This window comes from Dermatophilaceae bacterium Sec6.4, assembly GCA_039636865.1.
Taxonomy (GTDB): Bacteria; Actinomycetota; Actinomycetes; order Actinomycetales; family Dermatophilaceae; genus Allobranchiibius.
Genome location: CP144172.1, coordinates 1,532,119 through 1,552,323, shown reverse-complemented (window position 1 = coordinate 1,552,323; position 20,205 = coordinate 1,532,119). Strand labels below are relative to the sequence as shown.

Here is a 20,205-nt window from a genome sequence, read left to right as displayed (position 1 = left end):
TCATTGACCTGTTTGCTTCGACCCGGCGCGCAACCGCAGCGCCTGGAAGATGTAGTCGATACCGGTAAGCACCGTGATCATGAGCGCCACCAGCAGGACGGCCCAGGCCACGACGTGCACGATCCCGCCGAGTGGCATGACGAACAATCCGATGGCCAACGCCTGGAGTGCGGTCTTCAGCTTTCCGCCCCGGCTCGCGGGCAGGACACCGTGCCGCAGAACCCACAGCCGCAGCATGGTGATGCCGATCTCCCGGACGAGAATGAGTGTGGTGATCCACCAGGGGATCTCCCCGATCAGCGACAGACCGACCAGTGCCATCCCCATCAGGGCCTTGTCGGCGATCGGGTCGATCATCTTGCCGAAGTCGGTGACCAGACCCCGGGACCGGGCCAGGTTGCCATCGATGCGATCGGTGATCGAGGCCACGAAGAACACCGCGAGCGCCTCCCACCGGTACGTCGTCTCGTGCCCACCACGAGCGAGCAGCACCCACCCGAACACCGGTACCAGGGCAATACGCAGCATCGTCAGCGCATTGGCGATATTCCAGTTGGAGACCCCGGTACTCGGTGCGGTCGCCGGATCGGGCACCAGAGATGGCGGCACCAATCGGCGCTCACCGCTCACACCGGGCTCGCGATCCAGTCGATTCCGAGGGTGTCCTCCACCCGTGCCGAGAGGATCTCGCCCACGGCGGGCAACGCACCGTCGGCGCAGGTCAGGATCGTCTCTCCATCGACATCCGGACCCTGCTGACCGGCGCGACCGCGTACTTCCCAGCCGTCGATGTCCTCGTCGTACTCGACCGATTCGACCAGTACCTCCACCAGCTCACCGATCCGCTCACCCGCGCGCTGTTCGTTCAGCTCGGTCACCAGGGTGCGAATGTGGTCCACCCGCGCCTCGATCTCATCGCCCGACAGCTTCGCCCCGTAGGTCTCCGCCTCGGTGCCGTCCTCATCGGAGTACCCGAAGACGCCGACCACATCGAGGCGGGCTTCGAGCAGGAATTCCTCCAGTTCGTTGACATCGTCCTGCGTCTCACCGGGGAAGCCGACGATCACGTTGGACCGGATACCGGCCTGAGGGGAGCGTTCGCGGACCTGCTCCAGCAGACCCAGGAATGACTCACGGTCCCCGAAACGGCGCATCGTACGCAGCAGCCGACCACTGGCATGCTGGAAGGAGATGTCGAAGTAGGGGACGACACCCGGCGTGGAGGTCATCACGTCCAGCAGATCGGGGCGGATCTCGGCCGGCTGCAGGTAGGAGACGCGCACCCGGGAGATGCCCTCCACGGCCACGAGCTCCGGCAGCATGGTGTCCAGCAGCCGCAGGTCGCCCAGGTCCTTGCCGTACGACGTGGAGTTCTCACTGACCAGGAAGATCTCGCGGACGTCGTGCTGACCGAGCCATCGCGCCTCGTCCAGCACGTCGGCCGGGCGCCGGGAGATGAAGGCCCCCCGGAACATCGGGATCGCGCAGAAGGCGCAGCGGCGGTCGCACCCGCTGGCTATCTTCAACGGCGCCCACGGGCGACCGTCCAGCCTGGCCCGGATGATCCGCGGCGTCGCGATCGGGGACTCCACCGCGACATCCTGCGGAACTGCGGTCGAAAGGCTGCTGCTGTTACTCCCATGACCTGGCTGGGCTACGCCGCTGCCCTGCCGGTCCACCGGTGAGAGCGGCAGCAACTTGCGCCGATCCCCGGGTGTATGGGACTCCGGACGCTCCCCGTCCAGGATCGCGGTCAGCTGGGCGGACATGTCCTCGTAGGAGTCGAAACCGAGCACGGCGTCCGCCTCGGGTAGCTCTTCGGCCAACTTCTTGCCGTAGCGCTGGGCCAGGCAACCGACGGCAACGACGGCCTTGGTACGACCGCGCTCCTTGAGGTCGTTCGCCTCCAGGAGAGCATCGATCGAGTCCTTCTTGGCCTGCTCCACGAAGCCGCAGGTGTTGATCACGGCGACGTCGGCATCCGCCGCATCGTCCACGAGCGTCCACCCGCCTGCGGCGAGACGGCCGGCCAACTCCTCGGAGTCGACCTCGTTACGCGCGCACCCGAGTGTTACCAGCGCAACGCTGCGCGAGGAGGTCGACATGGATTACAGCGTAGTTGGCCTCGGGCGCGCCGCCCGGCGCGAACCCCCGGGGTGGTGAGATGGCCGGATGGCACGTGACCTGCAGGACCTGCTGCACGACTATCCGCTGATCGACGGACACAACGACCTGCCCTGGGCAGCCCGCGAGTTGGCGGGATACGACTTCGACCGCCTCGACCTGCGGGCAGGCACCGAGGGGCGGACCCACACAGACCTGCCGCGGTTGCGCGCCGGCCTGGTCGGCGGTCAGTTCTGGTCGGTGTGGGTGCCGGCGACCTTGCCAGGTCATGCCGCGGTGACCGCCACCTTGGAGCAGATCGACGGCGTGCATCTCATGATCGAGCGGTACCCCGATCGGCTGGGGCTGGCACGTACCGCGGCGCAGGCACGGGAGGTCTTCGCCTCCGGCCGGATCGCGTCCTTCCTCGGCGCGGAGGGTGGGCACAGCATCGGGTGCTCCCTCGGTGCGCTGCGGATGATGTACGCGCTGGGTGTGCGTTACCTGACCCTCACCCACAACGAGAACGTGCCGTGGGCCGACTCGGCGACCGACGAGCCGGTGCATCACGGTCTCTCGATCTTCGGCGTCCAGGTCGTAAATGAGATGAACCGGCTGGGGATGCTCGTGGATCTCTCCCACGTCAGCGCCGACACCATGCGTGATGCACTCGCCGCGTCCGTCGCTCCGGTGATCTTCTCCCACTCCAGCGCGAGGGCGGTCTGCGACAGTCCCCGCAACGCGCCCGATGACGTCCTGGAGACGTTGCGCGCACGCGACGGGATCATCATGGCGACCTTCGTGCCCGACTTCGTCGCACCGGACTGCGCAGCCTGGCGTGCCGAGGCACGGGAGATCGCCCGCACCCAGGGCATCGACCCCAATGATCACGAGGCGTACGAAGCCTTCGCCGCACGGCGCGAGCAGAGTCACCCGCGTCCGAGCGCCACGATCGATCACGTACTCGCCCATTTCGATCACCTGCGCGAGGTCATCGGAGTCGATCACATCGGGGTCGGAGGCGACTACGACGGCGTAGGTGAACTTCCCGTCGGGCTGGCAGACGTCAGCAGCTATCCGCGACTTTTCGGTGCACTCCGCGAGAGAGGATGGTCGGACGAGGACCTGATCAAGGTGGCGGGCGCCAACGTACTGCGCGTGCTGGGCGCCGCCGAGGACGTGGCCCGGGATCTGCAGGCAACCCGAGGTCCCGGGCTGGCGACCTACCCGGGACTCGACGGCTGAGCGCTCGTGGGGTGCGGGCAACCGCCCTCTTCCTGATTCAGCTGCACTAGACGGTTTTGCGGCGCAGCGACTGCCCGATCGCCGCGATCAGTCCGACGATCCAGCCCACCCGCAGCGCCCACGCTGCGCCGGCGTTCGCTGCTCCCGAGACGAGCTGACCCAACTGAGAGCGGTCACTCACCACCAAATACATGACGACCAGGGCGATCACGCCCGCCACCAACGTCGCGGCCCAACCCGCCAGGAACAACGAGAACGCTCCACGACCGGCCGGTAGTGAGCCGGTCGCTGCCCACAGCAGCAGGAGGGTCACGACGGCCGCTATCACGTAGGCGATCACGAAGTTGGTCGTGCTCAGCTGAAGTACCGACGGCGCACGCAGGTCACTCGTCGAGGACTTCGGCCAGCCGACCAGGCCTGCGACGGCAAGATTGCCCTGCTGCACCAGATTGCTCAGGCGGTGGTGGCCCGCGACATAGCTCGCGCCCAGGCCGGCGGCCATCCCGATGAGAACGGCGATGAACGCCACCGCGAACGACCCGCCTGCCCCCGAGCGGCGGACGGCTCCGGGGTAGACAACAGGATCCTGATATCGCAGCGGCGGGTCCGCCTCGGGGTACTCACGCCGTTGCGCACCCGAAGTCCATGGCTGCTGCTGCGGATTCCCCGGCCCGGATCGGTAGCCCGGTTCTGACCGGTACCCCGGTTCGGACTCGGGTCGTCGGGGTTGCGGATCGGACGCGGGTATCGGTCGTGTCGCGTCGTCGCCGTATTCGCCTTCGTTGCCGTTGTTGCCGTTGTTGCCGCCGTACCGGTCGTCACTCATGGCGAGTCTCCGTTCATCGTTCGAGTCGGAATCGAGCAAGTGTCATGCCGAGCAGTCGGGCCACGACCAGAGCTAGGTAGTTCACTCCGGCAAGTTGCTCCAGCATGACGATGGACCGGGCATGGTCGCCGGTCGGCACGATGTCGGACAAGCCGGTGCCCGTCATCGTGGTGAACGACAAGAAGATCAGTTGGATGAAGGTCAGCGGCCCCGGCGGCTCACTGCCGAGGGAGAACTGGCTGGCGCCGCCGAGCGCCTGAACCAGCCCGTAGAGGTAGGCGAAGGCCCAGGCCACGACGGTGAAGCATGCTCCCGTCGCGAAGATCTCGTCCGCGCCGATGTCGCTGTTCTGGAACATGTAGCGGATCAGCGCGTAGGCCGTGTAGAGGTAGAACACCGCATGCGTGGAGTCCAGGCCGATCACCACCCACGCAGCGTCATGCAGTGGGACGTCAAGGATCGAGAACACGATCGCGGGCACCCCGATAATTGCCGACAGGATCGTAAGCGCGGGGGTCATCCGCACTGCCGCAACTGCCGCGATGAGCACCAGTTGCTGGATCACCGCAAATGCGGACCGGCCGACGGCGTCATCACCCAGAAACGGGTACAGCACGATCCCGGACAGCTGTATACCGAGCAGTACGGCGCTCGGGTAATTGCCGAGTATCCGTTGCGCTCCCTTGCGTCGCCTCGTGTGGGCGAGGCTCATGACCGGCCGTTCTCCGTCAGTGACCATGCGTCTTCGCCGGGTTCTTCGGTGGCCTGATCGTCGTACGCCGCGCCCACGTCGTTGCCGCGCAGCAACGAGAGCGTCGCCGGCAGGTCTTCACCCTTGACCAGCACATCCCGAGCCTTGGAGCCCTCGGACGGCCCGACGATGCCGCGGGACTCCATCAGATCCATCAGCCGGCCGGCCTTGGCGAACCCCACCCGGAGTTTGCGCTGCAGCATCGAGGTGGAACCGAACTGCGTGGTGATCACCAACTCGGTCGCCTGCAGCAGCAGATCGAGGTCGTCGCCGATGTCGGCGTCGACGTCCTTCTTCGGTGCGGTCACGGCGACGTCGTTGCGGTAATTGGGCTTGAGCTGACCCTTGACGTGCGCGACCACTTCGGCGATCTCGGTCTCGGTGACCCAGGCCCCCTGCACGCGCATCGTCTTGGAGGAGCCCATCGGCAGGAAGAGCGCGTCGCCCTGGCCGATGAGTTTCTCGGCGCCGGGCTGGTCCAGCACCACCCGGGAGTCGGCCAGCGATGAAGTGGCGAACGCCATCCGCGAGGGCACGTTGGCCTTGATCAGTCCGGTCACGACATCAACCGACGGACGCTGGGTGGCCAGCACCAGGTGGATACCGGCGGCTCGCGCGAGCTGCGTGATCCGCACGATCGACTCCTCGACGTCGCGTGGCGCCACCATCATCAGGTCGGCGAGCTCGTCGACGATGATCAGCAGGTAGGGGTAGGGGTGGATCACCCGTTCCGAGCCCGGCGGCGGGACGACCTTGCCCGCGCGCACAGCCTTGTTGAAGTCGTCCATGTGCTTGAACCCGAACGCCGCGAGGTCGTCGTAGCGGGTGTCCATCTCGCGCACGACCCACTGCAGGGCCTCGGCGGCCTTCTTGGGGCTGGTGATGATCGGGGTGATGAGGTGCGGGATGCCCTCGTAACCGGTCAGTTCCACCCGCTTGGGATCCACCAGGATCATCCGCACCTCATCCGGGGTGGAGCGCATCAGGATCGAGGTGATCATCGAGTTGACGAAGCTGGACTTGCCGGCGCCGGTCGCGCCCGCAACCAGCAGGTGCGGCATCTTGGCCAGGTTGGCGATGACGTAGCCGCCCTCGACGTCCTTGCCGACACCCATAACCATCGGGTGCTCACTGGAGCGGGCCGCCTGGCTGCGCAGCACATCGCCGAGACTCACCTTCTCGCGGTCTGCATTCGGTATCTCGATACCGATCGCGGACTTGCCCGGAATCGGCGAGAGGATGCGTACATCGGCCGAGGCCACCGCGTAGGCGATGTTCTTGGACAGCGCCGTCACGCGCTCGACCTTGGTGCCGTGGCCCAGCTCGACCTCGTAGCGGGTGACGGTCGGGCCGCGGCTGAATCCGCTGACGTGGGCATTGATGTCGAACTGGTCGAACACCTCGGTCAGTGACTCCACGACGCGGTCGTTGGCCGCCGAGCGGGTCTTGTGCGGGGTTCCCGGCGCCAGCAGGTCACTCATCGGCAGGGTGTAGGTGACATCCCCGGCCAGCGCGAGCTGCTCCACGCGCTGCGGCAGCGGTCGGGTCGGCGGCGCCTGCAGCTCCGGCTCGGGGAGCATCCGCGCGGGTACCTTCTCGGCCCGGGGCGCAGCCGTCGGCGCCTGCCGCGGGTCGGGCTCGGGTGATTTACGGCTGCGCGGTAGAGCAGTGGAGCGCGAGCCCGTCGCGTCGGGCGAGGTGGCGGCAGCGAATGCCTCTGCGCCGTCGAAGACCTCTTCGCCGATGACCTCATCGCCGGCGGGTACCCGCTCGCCAGGTCGAAGACGACGGCCGTTCCTGGTGGTCCGGGCAACGATCGCGGCCTGCTCGAACGGCTCGTCGCCGTCCCGGGCGCTACCGTCCTCGCCGCGACGCCGCGCGCTGCGACCGAACTTCCTACGCTTGGCGCCGACTCCGTCGATCTCGTTGCCGTGCAGGCCTTCCCCGACAGCGTCCACCAGCTCGTCGTCCACGCCCGATTCGCGGTGACCCATCAGGCGGTCCTGTAGGTACACGAGTCGCTGTGGAATCTGCTGTACCGGTGTGGCGGTCAGAACCAGGACTGCGAAGACACCGACCAGTGACAGGATCGCGGCCGTGCCCCACACCCCGACCGCAGCCTGCAGGGGGCTGGAGGCGAAGAAGCCGATCATTCCGCCGGCCCCACTCAGCCCCGTACCGAGGCTGGGCGACGGGGTTCCGTGCGCCACGCTCGCCAGTCCGCACGCGGAAACAGCGGCGATGCCGAGACCCGTGATGACCCGGTTGGTGCCTGGATGACCCCTCGGCGAGCGCAGCATGTGCACTCCCAGCAACAGCAGGACGAGTGGGGTGACGAGCCCGACCAGACCGAATGTGCCTGCGATGATCGCATGCACCACCGCGCCGACGATCCCGTGCAGGCCCCACCATTCGCGGGCCGCAATGATGATCGCGACCGCGATCAGCGCGAAGCCGATCCCATCGCGTCGTAGCTCCGGTTCCACATCCTGCGCGGTGTGCCCGACCTTGCGGGCGGTTCCTCCCGCGACATGCGCGACACCCATCCAGGTGCCCCGCATCGCCCGCAGGGGCAGCGGCAGGCCGCCGTCACGGGTACCTCCGGCAGCCCGCACGGCAGGCTTCCGGGCCGGTGTCGGGGGCCGGCTGGAACCACGTCCGGCAGTCGATTTCGGGGCGCGCGTCGCGCGTTGACGAGTGGTCGCAGCACTGCGTTCTTCACGGGTCGGCACCGGGCCAGGCTAACGGCGAGTCCCTCACGTCACAGGTGTCCCACGCGGGGAATGCCGGAATGACACATCTGCGCCGGCCGATCGGGTCCTTTTCATTCATTCGCGTTACGCTCTTGCCCAGGTCAAGAGTCTCAGCGTCAAGCCTCGGCTAGCTGAGCGGCAACCCTCCACCGCGGCGGGGTGCTCCGAGTGACGACCCGGCCATGCGGCTTTCACCGCACGGCAAGCGCGGACCAACGATGTCGCCTCGGCTCTGTTCTATTTTGTTTTGTTCCAGGGCATCCTCGTCGGTCCTTGACGAGAGGTTGCCATGAGCCTTCCCACGACGCACCTGTACGACTTTCCTGCCGTCGGCGCACCGCCGCAGGTTCGACCTACCCCGCTCAGCGTGGTCCGCGATCTGCCGGCCAGGGTCCCCGCACGCAGCCGGCAACTGCCACCGACTGTCGCGGATGAGTTCGGCGTGCCCACGGTGCACCGCACCGTGGTCGACGCGGCGCACCTGGATCACGCCGCCACGACGCCTGCCCTGTGCAGTGTGCGAGACGCGGTCGCGGCAGTGCTTCCTACCTATGGATCGGTGCATCGCGGCGCCGGTCTGGCCAGCCGGGTGACCACCGAATGGTTCGAGCAGGCGAGAGTCACGGTCGGTCTGTTCGTCGGCGCCCGGGCAGATGACGAAGTGGTATTCACCAGGAACACCACCGACTCACTCGCGCTGCTGGCGCATTGCCTGCCGCGCCACGCAGAGGTCTTCGCCTGGGAATCGGCCCATCATGCAGCGTTGCTGCCATGGCGTCGGCGCTGTACCCGCCTCGCGGTGCCGAACAGCGCCTCCGATGCCATCGACCTGCTGCGGTCCGCGCTCGCTGCCAGCGATGCCCGTGACAAGCTCGTGGTACTCACCGGCGCCTGCAATGTCACAGGTGAGGTATGGCCGCTGGCCGAACTGATCGCGGTGGCGCGCGAGAACGGTGCGCGCACCGTGATCGACGCGGCTCAACTGGCCCCGCACCGGCACCTGGACCTGGGCGAACTGGACGCCGACTGGCTGGCCTTCTCCGGCCACAAGACGTATGCGCCCTACGGCACCGGCGTGCTCGTCGGACGCAGGGACTGGTTGGACCTGGCTGCGCCCTACCTGCCCGGCGGCGGCGCGACTGCGCGGGTCAGTCACCGGCATACCGAATGGCACTCCGGCGCCGCCCGTCACGAGGGTGGCACCCCGAACGCCGTCGGCGCCATCGCACTGGCCGCGGCCTGTGCCACCCTGCGCGCGCACCGCGAGGACATCGAGCGACACGAGGCCGCGCTCACCACGCAGTTACGCGACGGCCTGCGCAGTATCGACGGCGTACGACTGATCACGGTCCTCGGCGAGGACCGCCCCAACGTGGGCGTCGCGAGCTTCACTGTGCAGGGGTACGACCCTTCGCTGGTATCTCTGGTGCTGAGCGACGAGCTGGGCATCTCCGTGCGCGATGGTCGGTTCTGCGCGCATCTGCTCTGCGACAACATCCTGGGTGAGGCAGGTTCGGCCGTCCGCGCCAGCGTCGGTCTCGCGACCCGCCCCGAACATGTTCAGCGGCTGCTGGCCGGCGTGCGCCGGCTCATCGCGGACGGCCCCGCCCTGCAGTACACGTATGACCGGACTCGCGGGTGGGTCACCGCAGACGATCCCCGGGACCTGGCGGTGCAGCGGCCCTGGTGAGCATGGTGAGCATGGACGACCGGCCATGCCAGCGACTTCCTTCATTTTCTCAGAATGAAGCTATCGTCTTCATGTGACTTGTCTGAAGGAAAGCGTCCGCGCCACGCTGATCGGTGACATCGTGACCTCTCGAGAGGCTCACGACCGCCAGGAGCTGCACGTCCGGCTCCTTCAGGCCCTGCACATTGCAGGGCGCGATGTCGCGGCGACTTCGGCACTGACCATTACCGTGGGCGATGAGTTCCAGGGCGCCTATCGCCATCTCGGAGAGGCACTGGCGGCCGCCTTCGCGGTTCGACTGGCCCTGCTGCCCGAAACGCAGGTTCGTTTCGGTTTCGGCTGGGGCAGGACGCAGCTACTGGACGCGGCAACGGGTATCCAGGACGGGCCGGGTTGGTGGGCTGCGCGGGAGGCTATCGAGGCCGCCGAACATGCAGCCCGTCAGCCTGCCACGCGGGCGGTGCGTACGGTATTCGTCGCTGCGCAGGATGACGGCCCGGCCACCGGCGCCGTCAATGCCGCCCTGCTGTGTCAGGACCAGCTGCTTTCATCATTGGATGAACGTTCGACGCGCATCCTCATCCACCTCGCAGCCGGCGGATCACGCACGACGATCGCCGCGCACGAGGGCATCTCCGTCTCGGCCGTCTCTCAGCGAATTCGCGCCGGCGGCCTGGAAGTGATCCTCGCGGCCGCCGATGAGCTCGCGTCCGTGCGATGAGCGTTCTTGCCGCCCTGCTGTTGGCCGTTGGGATCGCCGACCTCGTGGGCCACGGCACAAGGTCACGGGCCGTGCGCTACGCGGTCGGTCCGGTCGTACTGATCGGGGTCGCAGCCATCGGCGACCTACGCAGACCCACCGACGTCGCCCTGCTGCTGCTGGCGGCAGCCACTGGCGCGGCATGGCAGTTCCTTCGTCACGGTGCCGGCGGCTGCACAGCGGGCAGGTACGCCGGACCCGGCGGCTCTCGCGCGCTGTGGGCCCTCGGCGGCGGGGCGGCCATCGTGGCGGTTACCGCCGGCAGCAGCAGCCACGCGGACGGCATCCTCGGCCACTGGTTGCGTCACAACACATTCACGGCGCTGCACGGGCTACCGGCCGACCGATTCCTGCTGATCGTCGCAATCGCGGTCATCCAACTCGCCACCGGCAACGAGCTGGTACGCCTCGTCCTCACCTCGATCGGCGCAGTGAAACCCGAGGGCGTGCCGCAACCTTCCGATGAGCTACGCGGGGGCAGGCTGCTCGGCCCGATGGAGCGCCTGTTCATCCTCGGTCTCGGACTGGCCGGCCAACCGACGGCCGCGGCCCTGGTCATCGCCGCCAAAGGGCTGATTCGCTTTCCCGAGTTGCAGGCTCGCCGTTCAGCGCGACTGGAGGTGTCGGGACTGGGAATCGACGCCGTCACCGAGTACTTCCTGGTCGGCAGCTTCGTCAGTTGGCTGATCGCCCTCGGCGGCCTCGGGCTGGCTGCCCTGGGCTAGTGCTATCCGGGCAACGCCTTACTTCTGATTCACTGCACCAGTTCCTCCGCGATGTCACGGACCAACTGCTCGATGGCAGGGGCACCGAGGACCGGACCGCCCGCCAGCAACCCGTCGGCGCCCAGCAGGACCGCGCTCGGGTTACCTGCCATGTCCAGCGAGCGCATCGCCTCACCGCCCTCGTCCAGCAGCAGCCCGTCCGGTACCTCCGGCGGCAGCTGGGCGTGGTGGTAGACGACCGGGCTGATGGTGAGGGGCAACTCGCGCTGCCACTGCGGCAGCAGCTGCAACACCTTCAGGCACGACGAGCAACCGAAGGACACGAAGATCAGCAGCAACGGGCCGGTCCGGGTCATCTCGCGGAGATAGCGACGCTGCCCGTCGACCGTTTCCAGCGCGACGTAGGGGATGGGCAACCGCACATAGTCCAGCAGTTCGGCGTCCGCAACGGACGTAGGACCGGTTGCCTGACCATCATGTTCGCCCCGGCGGTCAGCGGACGGAACGAACAGAATCGCGCCGACACACGCTGTTGCCAGAGCACTCACGCCGAGCCACCCCCACGCCTGCCCGTCCGCATCGGCTATCCAGCGGAGAACACCGCCGCCGAGGATTCCGTCGAGGACCACCGACGCCGCAGCAACAGTCAGCAGAACGTTGCGTAACACCGTCGTCGGACCGATCGTGCCCGCGGAGAAGGTACCGAAACACGCACACTGCGCCTGCGCCCCCGACCTGATCACCCTCACCACCAAAAGCAGATACGTCGTCATGAGCACCGTCACGACTACTCCGACAACGATCAGCACCCTGCCCCAGGTCACCAGCACCAGCAGACCGAGCAGGGCTTCGCACCATGGAAATGCAGCCCGCAAGGCCCGGCGGTTCAACCTTGCCGGGATGCCCAGCGACGTGAACGCCGCCTGCACCTCCAGCGGCGCTCGCACCTTGCTCCCCGCAGCAACGAGCAACGTTGCGGCGATCACCAGATCCAGAAGCACGAGGGGGCTGTTCACAAGCGACCAAGATACGGCCCCGTCGACTGCGGACCGATTACCCGATGCCAGTGGCGCAGGCACCCAGCCACCCCGTCGGAGCCGATGTGGCGTTCGACACACTTGCCGGCATCGGTTTGGATGAGAGCGATTTGGCACGTACCGTTTCCGCTGAGGGCGACAACACTCCACAGTGTTGGCGCCTTTTCTCTCGGGGTATGTCACATCAGTAACACCATTACCCTCGTGCCGCCGCGCTCAACCTCGCCAGGCGTCACCATCTGCCGGGAACGTCCCGGGTTAGGCGAGGACGGGGGACCCATCACGGGTCTCTTGCAAGGAGACCCGCCGGGGTTTAGCAGAGTTCATCTGCAGGGCACCTGACCGCCCGACCCGACAGCTAACTCCGTAGGCGTGAGTCAGGAAAGGAAACCTGGTTTGTCCATGAAGAAAACTTCCGCAACAACCCGCTTGTTGACTGTCGGCGCCGTGAGCGCCGCCACGATCGGCGGCGGCATCGCCACCGCTGGTTCCGCCCACGCCGCGTCCGGCTCCGTCTGGGACAGCGTCGCTGCGTGCGAGAGCGGTGGCAACTGGTCGATCAACACCGGTAACGGTTTCTTTGGCGGTCTGCAGTTCACGCAGAGCACCTGGGCCGGATACGGCGGCACCGCGTATGCGTCGCGCGCCGACCTCGCCAGCCGTTCCGCCCAGATCGCAGTCGCCCAGAAGGTGCTGGCTGGTCAAGGCCCCGGCGCCTGGCCCGTCTGTTCCAGGAAAGCCGGTCTGACCAGCGGCAACGGTGGGAGCGGTGGCGGCGGAGCAGTTGCCACCAGCCCGCGTGTGCAGCAGCCCAGTCGTAGCACCACACGGCCGAGCACCAAGCGTCAAGCGGCACCTCAGCAGACCGCACCGAAGCAGACCACGCACCAGCATCGCGTTGCGACCCCGCAGCGTTCCGCTGCTCCGTCGGTGTCCTCCACCCGGCCCACCGGTCGTACCGTCACCGTGAAGCAGGGCGACACCTTGAGCCAGCTCGCAGCGACGTACCACGTCAAGGGTGGCTGGCAGGGTCTGTTCTCGCTGAACCGAAGCGCTGTCAACAACCCCAACCTGATCTTCGTGGGCCAGCACCTGGCTCTCTGACCATCAGCTGAAGGGCCCGTTCCGCATCTGTCGGAACGGGTCCTTTCGCGTGGCCACCCAGGCATCCGGCGGCGTATGGACCTCCGCCAGCTCGCCCTAGGATGGCCCGATGCCTGCTGGCCGCACCGGTAAGCCTTCGGGCCCCCTGAATTCTGATGGCCAAAGGTCACCCACCCGAGCACTGACGTTCATCGCGGTTCTCGCCCTGGCGAGCGTGCTGCGTCCCTCCGTCGTTGTGATCGGGCCGGTGCTGCCCTCCCTGCAGGCCGACCTGCACCTGGGTGCCGGCGCAGCAGCGCTGCTCACCACGCTTCCCGTTCTCTTCTTCGGGATCGGTGCGTTCGCCGGCCCTGGTCTGGCCAACAGGATCGGCGTGGACCGTGGCCTGACCAGCGCCGTGGTGCTGCTCATCATCGGCTCCTTCGTGCGGCTGTTCGACGGGTCGATCCTGTTGTTCATCGGCACCGCTGTCATCGGTGCAGGCATTGCCATCGGAAATGTGCTGTTGCCGGCCCTGGTACGTCGCGACTTCCCCGACCGCATCGGCACCGTCACCGGGCTCTACACCTCCACGTTGGCATTGTCCTCGGCCATCGCAGCGGCGACTGCCGTGCCGTTGGCCGGGTCGGCTGCCGCCGGCTGGCGGGTGCCACTGGCGCTGTGGGGTTTCCTCGCAGTGCTGGCGCTGCTGGTGTGGGCACCGCACCAGTGGGTGCACCGCCATCAGACGGCAACGCACACGAATACACCCAGGATCCTGCACCTGGTGCGCCACTCGACGGTGCGGAGCCTGACGGCTTACATGGGTCTGCAGTCGATCGGCTTCTACGCGATGGTGACGTGGCTGCCCAGCCTGCTACAGGACAGCGGCACCTCCGCGAGCACGGCCGGCGCCCTCCTGTCCGTCGGCACCGTACTCGGCATCCCCGCAGCCCTGGCCGTGCCACCGATCGCTGCTCGGATGCCACAGCAGCACTGGATCGCTGTCGGCACAACCGCGCTGACTGCAGCGGGCTGGGCCGGGCTGCTCGTGGCGCCCTCAACGATGACCCTCGTGTGGGTCGTGCTGCTGGGCCTGGGCACCGGGGCCACCTTCCCGACAGCGCTCCTGCTGATTTCGCTGCGCTCCAGCGATCCGAGCATCACTCCCGGGCTGTCGGCGACAGTGCAGGGGTTCGGGTACCTCCTTGCTGCCACCGGCCCGTTCCTGGTTGGCATCCTGCACCAGGGCGCGGGCAACTGGACCGTGCCGCTGATCTTCCTGCTGATCCTGGACGCGCTCCAGGTGTGGGCTGCCTGGAGCGCGGGCCGATCGGACCCGATCTGAGTGCTACGCGTCGATCACGATCGGGATGATCATCGGTCGACGACGGAGTTTGCCGCCCATGAAGGAACCCACTACCCGGCGGATGACCTGCTGCAGCTGGTAGGTGTCCTTGACGCCCTTGATCCGCGCCTCCTCCAGAGCCGCCTGCAGCTTCGGCAGTACCTCGTCGAGCACGTCCTCACCCTCGGCGAATCCGCGGGCCTGGATCTGCGGCCCGGCAGCAATGCGCCCGGTGTCGGCATCGCGCACGACGATGACTGTGACAAAACCCTCGTCGCGCAGGATGCGACGATCCTTCAGCAATGTCTCGTCGGTCGTGCCGACCAGCGATCCGTCGACGTACACGTAGCCGCAGGGCACGGCGCCGACGATGGAGGCCTTGCCCTTCACGAGGTCGACCACGACGCCGTCCTCGGCAAGTACGACGTTGCCGCGGGGCACGCCCGTCTGGACCGCGAGGTCACCGTTGGCGATCAGATGGCGCCATTCGCCGTGTACCGGCATCACGTTGCGCGGGCGCACGATGTTGTAGCAGTAGAGCAACTCCCCCGCGCTCGCATGCCCGGACACGTGAACCATCGCGTTGCCCTTGTGGACCACGTTCGCGCCCAGGTGCATCAGGCCGTTGATGACGCGGTAGATGGCGTTCTCATTGCCGGGGATCAGCGAGCTGGCCATCAGCACGGTGTCGCCGCGCCCGACGTCGATGCGGTGATCGCGGTTGGCCATCCGGGACAACGCCGCCATCGGCTCGCCCTGGGAGCCGGTGCAGATGAGGACGACCTTGTTGTCCTCCAGATCGTCCAGCTTCTTGACGTCGACCAGTACGCCGTCGGGAATCTTCAGGTAACCCAGCTCGCTGGCGATGCCCATATTGCGGATCATCGACCGACCGACCAGGGCCACCTTGCGGTTGTGCTTGTGGGCCGCGTCGAACATCTGCTGCACGCGGTGCACGTGCGAGCTGAAGCACGCCACGATGATCCGACGGGAAGCCTCGGAGAAGACCCGTTCCACGGCGGGGGCGATATTGCGCTCGGACGTTGTGAAGCCCGGCACCTCCGCATTCGTGGAGTCGGTCAGGAACAGATCGACTCCCTCCTCACCGACCCGGGCAAACGCGCGTAGATCGGTGATCCGCCCGTCCAGCGGCAGCTGATCCATCTTGAAGTCACCGGTGTGCAGCAACGTACCGCCCGGGGTGCGGATGAAGATGGCGAGCGCATCCGGGATCGAGTGGTTGACGGCGATGAATTCGCAGTCGAACGGGCCGAGCTGCTCGCGTCCGCCCTCCTTCACCCCCAGGGTGTAAGGCCGGATGCGGTGTTCCTTCAGCTTCGCCTCGATCAGGGCCAGCGTCAGCGTGGAGCCGACGATGGGGATGTCGGGCTTCAGCTTCAACAGGTAGGGCACGGCGCCGATGTGGTCCTCGTGGCCGTGGGTCAGCACGATGGCGTCGATGTCGTTCAGCCGGCCGCGGATGTAGTCGAAGTCCGGCAGGATCAGATCGACACCGGGGTGGTCTTCGGGGAAGAGCACCCCGCAGTCCACGATCAGCAGACGACCGCCGTACTCGATGACGGTCATGTTGCGACCGATCTCGCCGAGGCCGCCGAGCGCGATGATCCGTACGCCGTCCTTGGGCAGTTTCGGGGGTGCGGTCAGTTCGGGGTGGGGATGGCTCACAGAACTCCTGATCGGCGAAGTCCCTCGCGTAGAACGTCGAGGTGTTCGGGTGTGGCCGGCAGCAGTGGCAACCGGACGAAATCGGACTGGATGACGCCGAGCAGCTTCATCGCGGCTTTGGCCATGATGGCGCCCTGCGTGGTGTGCATCACCGCGTTCACAGCGGGGATCAAGTGGGTGTGGATCTCGCGGGCGCGCGCCAGGTCGCCCCGGTCCATGGCCGCGATCAACTCAGCGTATTGGCTCCCGGCGACGTGGCCGACGACGCTGACGCAGCCGACGGCGCCGAGCGCGAGCCATGGCAGATTGACCACGTCATCGCCGGAATACCAGAGCAGATCGGTGTCGTGCATCAGTTCGCTCGCCGCAAAGAAGTCGCCTTTGGCATCCTTGACGGCTCGGATCTCGGGAATCTGAGCGAGGCGGCGGATGGTGTCGCCGGCCAGGGCTGTACCGGTGCGGCCGGGGATGTCGTAGGCCATCGCGGGTAGCCCGGTCGCGCTGCACACTGCACGGAAGTGCTCGACAATGCCGTCCTGCGGAGGTTTGTTGTAGTACGGGGTCACGATGAGCGCCGCGTGCGCGCCGGCTGCGGCGAGCGCCTCGGCTGCATGGCAGGAGTGCGCGGTGTCGTTGGTGCCGACGCCCGCCGTGACCCGCACCCGGTCGCCGACCGCCTCGACGACGGCCCGTACCGTCTCGACGTTCTCCTCGTCGGTGGTCGTGGCCGACTCACCGGTTGTGCCGTTGACGACCAGACCGTCGTTGCCGTGATCTGCGAGGTAGGACGCCAGCTGCTGCACGCCGTCGTAGTCGATCGAACCGTCGTCGTGCATCGGGGTCACCATTGCGGTGACCATCCGGCCGAAGGGCGTGGACGTCATACGGCGCAGTTTATCGGCAGTGGCGGGTCGGCCCGCGCAACGATCACAGTGCGGATTGACTGTGCGGATCGGGCAGCGCCGGGAAGTGGAAAATGAAAGATCGCGTCGCTACCCGCTCGGGGGTCCGGGTAGCGACGCGATCACCTGCTACATCGACGTCCGCAGGCAATCGTTACAGCAACGGATATGACGTGGGTCACAGTGACTCCACCCCGCCCCAGTTTCCCGACACTCGACCGGCGAGTCGCCTTGAGAATTCCGACTCTCGGGGTGCGATCCGACTCTCGGCGGACATCTTGGCGCGGCGACGCCACGCGCTATTCGTGCGCAGCCGCACAACTGGGCGCAATCGTGCCGTCCCCCGGCGAGGTGCACGTGGGCACCAGTACCACGGCCAGGATCGCCATCGACGGAGTTCACTGGCATCGCTTCAAACGCTCGCCAGAGACGCGCCTGGTCCGCGGGCTGCGGTGTACGACGGTGGTCGAGACGTTCATCGACCTCGGCTGGTCGCTCTCTCTGTTGGATCTGGTCGTCTATGCCGACTCCCTGGCCCGCGAGGCAGCCGAGCTTGCACGACCATTCGTGGAATCGCCGCAGGAATCCAAGCTGAGGATGCTCGCCGCGAGGGCCGGTGGGAGGCAGACCTCAAGCGCCGCGAGCGGTTGCAGTCGATGAGCCGGCGGGTGCTGGTCTTCGTCGCGGCCGATGTACACAGCGAGGCTGGGCGGACGGTGGAACGCGTCCGTGCAGCGATGTTGGCGGCCGGAATGTCTGCCGGTACGGCGACGGCAGAGTGGCGCCGGCATTTCGACGGCTGAGGGCAGCCATACTCGCCGGCCGACTGTCGGGTCGCAGCGCGAGAGTTGGGATTCGACAGCCCACTCGCCGGTCGGGTGTCGGGAAGCTGGCAGTGGCGGGAAGTTGGGGCGGGCTTGCTCCCGAACTGTCGCCGGTGCCAACTACCATCGCAGGTGTGGATCAGTACCTGTCGCTACTGCGGCGCACCCTTGATGAAGGTGCTCGCAAAGACGACCGCACCGGCACCGGCACACTGTCGGTCTTCGGTCATCAGATGCGCTTCGACCTGAGCGCGGGCTTTCCCGTCACGACTACCAAAAAGCTGCATCTACGCTCTATTTTCGGCGAATTGTTGTGGTTCCTGCGTGGCGACACCAACGTGGCCTGGCTGCACGAGCGCAAGATCTCGATCTGGGATGAATGGGCTGACTCACACGGCGACCTCGGTCCGATCTACGGGCATCAGTGGCGCTCCTGGCCTACTCCTGACGGCCATCACATCGACCAACTCGCACGGGTCATCGAGGCGATCCGCACGACACCGGACTCCCGTCGTCTCGTCGTATCTGCGTGGAATGTGGCCGATGTCGAGGACATGGCCCTGCCGCCGTGCCACACAATGTTCCAGTTCTACGTCGCTCCCCCGGATGAGCAGGGCATTCGCCGGCTGTCCTGTCAGCTCTATCAACGCTCTGCCGATGTATTTCTCGGTGTGCCGTTCAATATCGCGTCGTATGCGCTGCTCACCTCGATGGTCGCGCAGGTAACTGGTCTGGGTGTCGGCGACTTCGTGCACACCATCGGTGACGCGCACCTCTACCTCAACCACCTGGACCAGGCACGCGAGCAACTGAGTCGTACGCCCGGTGCACTGCCGACGCTGCGGCTGAACCCGCAGCGCACCGAGATCGACCATTTCGAGTTGGAGGACATCGCCCTCGAGGGCTACGTGGCCGCCCCTTCCATCAGGGCGCCGATCGCCGTATGACGATCACCCTGATCGCAGCAGTCGCGCGTAACGGCGTCATCGGTCGCGACGGCGACATGCCCTGGCACGTCCCAGGCGAACAACGCGGTTTCAAAGCCGCCACCATGGGCCATCCGATGCTGATGGGTCGCAAGACCTTCGAGGCAATGGGTGCGCTGCCCGGCCGACGTTCGATCGTCCTCACCCGCGACCCGCACTTCGAAGCGGCCGGTGTCGAGGTTGCGCACGACCTCGACGAGGCGTTGCTGCTCACCCAGGACGAGGATCTCTTCGTCGCCGGCGGTGCGCAGATCTACGCACTCACAATGCCGTTTGCCGACCGTTTGCTGCTGTCCGCGATCGCGTTGGAGGTCGACGGCGACACATTGTTCCCCGGCTGGCCGTACAGCAGCTCGCACACCTGGCACGAGACCGACCGCGTAGCCCATGACGGCTGGGAGGTGCTCACCTACGAGCGCCGCAGGCCGCGCGCCCAGATCGAGCGGGGCGACCGTATCGGGCGTGGCGCCCATCAGAAGGTCGGCGCCAGTGTCGCCATCATCCGCGACGGCAGGTTACTCATCACCCGCCGCGAGGACAACGGACTGTGGTGCCTACCCGGCGGTGGCGTCGATGCCGGTGAGACCTGGGCCGAGGCCGCGATCCGTGAAGCCCGCGAAGAGACCGGCCTGCAGATCGCCATCGACGGGGTGCTCGCCGCATACGCCAACCCCGATGTCGTCATCCGCTACCCCGATGGTCATCGCACCCAGATCTTCGGCGTGTGCTTCCGCGCCCACGTGGTCGCCGGAGAGGCGAGCACCTCCGACGAGGTGACCGAGGTCCGTTGGGTGACCGAGCAGGACGCCTCGCGGTTGCCGTTCATTCCCACCGCCCAGCGGCTGGTGCCGCAGGCGTTTTCTACCGCAGAGACAGTGAGCTATGACTGAGTTGACCCCCACCCCCGACGCCGCCGTGCGCACTGCCCGCAGCACCGACGCCGAGCAGGTCGGTGCCGTGCAGGCGCTGCTGTGGCGGGCGGCCTACGGGCGGTTCCTCAGCCCGGAGCTGCTGGCCGAATTCACCCCGGAAGCGTTCGGGGCGGTCTGGGCGCAGTCGCTCACGGCGCCGCCGAGTCCGCGCCACCGGCTGCTCGTCGCCACGCAGGGGCAGGATCTGGTCGGTTTCGTCGCGGTCGGGCCGGCGACGACCGATTCGGCAACGACGGACCCCGTCAATGACGTCGAGGGCACGGGGCCGACGGGCGAGATCCTGGTCGGCGGGGTGCTGGACACCCATCGCCGCACGGGCCACGGATCACGGTTGCTCAATGCCGCTGTCGACACATTGCGTGCCGGCGATTTTGGCCGGGTCGAGATGTGGGCGCTGGCGTTGGACACCCAGACCCTGGACTTCGCAGAGCAAGCCGGACTCGAGGCCGACGGCGCCTGGCGCGAGCGTGCACTGCCAGGCGATGCAGTCGCACGTGAGCTTCGCCTGCGGGCCTGGATCGGCCCGCAGGACTCCTGACTGCAGCGTGGACCCC

Annotated in this window: 19 protein-coding genes and 2 riboswitches; of the genes, 11 read left to right on the top strand and 8 right to left on the bottom strand. The window is 67.0% G+C overall.

All coding sequences use genetic code 11. The features are described from left to right. Positions 1-630 (bottom strand): CDP-diacylglycerol--glycerol-3-phosphate 3-phosphatidyltransferase, encoded by a 630-nt coding sequence (gene pgsA / locus V3G39_07625; protein ID XAS77890.1) that lies wholly within the window; start codon positions 628-630, stop codon positions 1-3. Beyond that, positions 627-2,105 (bottom strand): 30S ribosomal protein S12 methylthiotransferase RimO, encoded by a 1,479-nt coding sequence (gene rimO, locus V3G39_07620; GenBank protein ID XAS77889.1) that lies wholly within the window; start codon positions 2,103-2,105, stop codon positions 627-629. Before rimO ends, pgsA begins: the two co-directional genes overlap by 4 nt. A 67-nt stretch (positions 2,106-2,172) precedes the next feature. On the opposite strand from rimO, the gene V3G39_07615 reads away from it, so the two are divergent. Next, positions 2,173-3,348, top strand: coding sequence for a dipeptidase (locus V3G39_07615; protein ID XAS77888.1), 1,176 nt, complete (start codon positions 2,173-2,175; stop codon positions 3,346-3,348). A 46-nt stretch (positions 3,349-3,394) separates the two neighbouring features. On the opposite strand, the gene V3G39_07610 is transcribed toward V3G39_07615, so the two are convergent. From V3G39_07610 to V3G39_07600, 3 genes are read right to left on the bottom strand one after another with little or no spacing between them, the layout of a single operon-like run. Continuing rightward, a complete protein-coding gene (locus V3G39_07610; GenBank protein XAS77887.1) occupies positions 3,395-4,174 on the bottom strand; it encodes a hypothetical protein in 780 nt (259 codons plus the stop codon). A 13-nt stretch (positions 4,175-4,187) separates the two neighbouring features. Continuing rightward, positions 4,188-4,886, bottom strand: coding sequence for an ion channel (locus V3G39_07605; GenBank protein ID XAS77886.1), 699 nt, complete (start codon positions 4,884-4,886; stop codon positions 4,188-4,190). Next, positions 4,883-7,471, bottom strand: coding sequence for a DNA translocase FtsK 4TM domain-containing protein (locus V3G39_07600; GenBank protein ID XAS78202.1), 2,589 nt, complete (start codon positions 7,469-7,471; stop codon positions 4,883-4,885). The genes V3G39_07605 and V3G39_07600 overlap by 4 nt, the downstream gene beginning before the upstream one ends. A gap of 306 nt (positions 7,472-7,777) precedes the next feature. Continuing rightward, positions 7,778-7,892: riboswitch (SAM riboswitch) on the top strand. A 75-nt stretch (positions 7,893-7,967) separates the two neighbouring features. Here V3G39_07600 and V3G39_07595 point away from each other — a divergent pair. From V3G39_07595 to V3G39_07585, 3 genes are all read left to right on the top strand, one after another. Next, entirely contained in the window at positions 7,968-9,368 is a 1,401-nt protein-coding gene (locus V3G39_07595) for an aminotransferase class V-fold PLP-dependent enzyme (protein XAS77885.1), read from the top strand. A gap of 73 nt (positions 9,369-9,441) precedes the next feature. Next, positions 9,442-10,089 carry a SatD family protein gene (locus V3G39_07590; protein ID XAS77884.1) on the top strand — a complete coding sequence of 216 codons (648 nt, stop codon included), beginning with the start codon at positions 9,442-9,444 and terminating at the stop codon, positions 10,087-10,089. Continuing rightward, positions 10,086-10,853, top strand: a complete 768-nt coding sequence (locus V3G39_07585) for a hypothetical protein (GenBank protein XAS77883.1) — start codon at positions 10,086-10,088, stop codon at positions 10,851-10,853. The genes V3G39_07590 and V3G39_07585 overlap by 4 nt, the downstream gene beginning before the upstream one ends. Positions 10,854-10,882: 29 nt before the next feature. Here the strand turns inward: V3G39_07585 and V3G39_07580 are convergent, their stop codons facing one another. After that, a complete protein-coding gene (locus tag V3G39_07580) occupies positions 10,883-11,869 on the bottom strand; it encodes a MauE/DoxX family redox-associated membrane protein (protein ID XAS77882.1) in 987 nt (328 codons plus the stop codon). Positions 11,870-12,120: 251 nt separating this feature from the next. Further along, a riboswitch (cyclic di-AMP (ydaO/yuaA leader) is annotated at positions 12,121-12,278 on the top strand. 14 nt (positions 12,279-12,292) lie between these two features. Here V3G39_07580 and V3G39_07575 point away from each other — a divergent pair. Further along, a complete protein-coding gene (locus V3G39_07575) occupies positions 12,293-12,994 on the top strand; it encodes a transglycosylase family protein (GenBank protein ID XAS77881.1) in 702 nt (233 codons plus the stop codon). Between the two features lie 109 nt (positions 12,995-13,103). Further along, the gene (locus tag V3G39_07570) at positions 13,104-14,321 is read left to right on the top strand and encodes an MFS transporter (protein ID XAS77880.1); all 1,218 of its coding nucleotides are present in this window, start codon (positions 13,104-13,106) and stop codon (positions 14,319-14,321) included. 3 nt (positions 14,322-14,324) lie between these two features. Here V3G39_07570 and V3G39_07565 read toward each other — a convergent pair whose 3' ends face one another. Together V3G39_07565 and dapA are read right to left on the bottom strand one after the other, a co-directional pair. Continuing rightward, a complete protein-coding gene (locus V3G39_07565) occupies positions 14,325-16,007 on the bottom strand; it encodes a ribonuclease J (GenBank protein ID XAS77879.1) in 1,683 nt (560 codons plus the stop codon). Beyond that, positions 16,004-16,891 carry a 4-hydroxy-tetrahydrodipicolinate synthase gene (dapA, locus tag V3G39_07560; GenBank protein XAS77878.1) on the bottom strand — a complete coding sequence of 296 codons (888 nt, stop codon included), beginning with the start codon at positions 16,889-16,891 and terminating at the stop codon, positions 16,004-16,006. The genes V3G39_07565 and dapA overlap by 4 nt, the downstream gene beginning before the upstream one ends. Positions 16,892-17,266: 375 nt before the next feature. On the opposite strand from dapA, the gene V3G39_07555 reads away from it, so the two are divergent. From V3G39_07555 to V3G39_07535, 5 genes are all read left to right on the top strand, one after another. Then, complete coding sequence (locus tag V3G39_07555; GenBank protein ID XAS77877.1) at positions 17,267-17,569, top strand: hypothetical protein; 303 nt, start codon at positions 17,267-17,269, stop codon at positions 17,567-17,569. Further along, a complete protein-coding gene (locus tag V3G39_07550) occupies positions 17,566-17,712 on the top strand; it encodes a hypothetical protein (GenBank protein ID XAS77876.1) in 147 nt (48 codons plus the stop codon). The genes V3G39_07555 and V3G39_07550 overlap by 4 nt, the downstream gene beginning before the upstream one ends. 155 nt (positions 17,713-17,867) lie before the next feature. Continuing rightward, positions 17,868-18,680 (top strand): thymidylate synthase, encoded by an 813-nt coding sequence (locus V3G39_07545; GenBank protein ID XAS77875.1) that lies wholly within the window; start codon positions 17,868-17,870, stop codon positions 18,678-18,680. Then, the gene (locus tag V3G39_07540; GenBank protein XAS77874.1) at positions 18,677-19,609 is read left to right on the top strand and encodes a dihydrofolate reductase; all 933 of its coding nucleotides are present in this window, start codon (positions 18,677-18,679) and stop codon (positions 19,607-19,609) included. Before V3G39_07545 ends, V3G39_07540 begins: the two co-directional genes overlap by 4 nt. Next, positions 19,602-20,189 carry a GNAT family N-acetyltransferase gene (locus V3G39_07535; GenBank protein XAS77873.1) on the top strand — a complete coding sequence of 196 codons (588 nt, stop codon included), beginning with the start codon at positions 19,602-19,604 and terminating at the stop codon, positions 20,187-20,189. The genes V3G39_07540 and V3G39_07535 overlap by 8 nt, the downstream gene beginning before the upstream one ends. The last annotated feature ends 16 nt before the right edge of the window (positions 20,190-20,205 follow it).

Coding starts and splice junctions, on each gene's coding strand:
- V3G39_07585 (XAS77883.1), top strand. CDS start 10,086: ATGAGCGTTCTTGCCGCCCTGCTGTTGGCCGTTGGGATCGCCGACCTC.
- V3G39_07540 (XAS77874.1), top strand. CDS start 18,677: ATGACGATCACCCTGATCGCAGCAGTCGCGCGTAACGGCGTCATCGGT.
- V3G39_07535 (XAS77873.1), top strand. CDS start 19,602: ATGACTGAGTTGACCCCCACCCCCGACGCCGCCGTGCGCACTGCCCGC.
- V3G39_07595 (XAS77885.1), top strand. CDS start 7,968: ATGAGCCTTCCCACGACGCACCTGTACGACTTTCCTGCCGTCGGCGCA.
- V3G39_07610 (XAS77887.1), bottom strand. CDS start 4,174: ATGAGTGACGACCGGTACGGCGGCAACAACGGCAACAACGGCAACGAA.
- V3G39_07575 (XAS77881.1), top strand. CDS start 12,293: ATGAAGAAAACTTCCGCAACAACCCGCTTGTTGACTGTCGGCGCCGTG.
- V3G39_07600 (XAS78202.1), bottom strand. CDS start 7,471: ATGGGTGTCGCGCATGTCGCGGGAGGAACCGCCCGCAAGGTCGGGCAC.
- dapA (XAS77878.1), bottom strand. CDS start 16,891: ATGACGTCCACGCCCTTCGGCCGGATGGTCACCGCAATGGTGACCCCG.
- V3G39_07570 (XAS77880.1), top strand. CDS start 13,104: ATGCCTGCTGGCCGCACCGGTAAGCCTTCGGGCCCCCTGAATTCTGAT.
- V3G39_07605 (XAS77886.1), bottom strand. CDS start 4,886: ATGAGCCTCGCCCACACGAGGCGACGCAAGGGAGCGCAACGGATACTC.
- V3G39_07550 (XAS77876.1), top strand. CDS start 17,566: ATGAGCCGGCGGGTGCTGGTCTTCGTCGCGGCCGATGTACACAGCGAG.
- rimO (XAS77889.1), bottom strand. CDS start 2,105: ATGTCGACCTCCTCGCGCAGCGTTGCGCTGGTAACACTCGGGTGCGCG.
- V3G39_07615 (XAS77888.1), top strand. CDS start 2,173: ATGGCACGTGACCTGCAGGACCTGCTGCACGACTATCCGCTGATCGAC.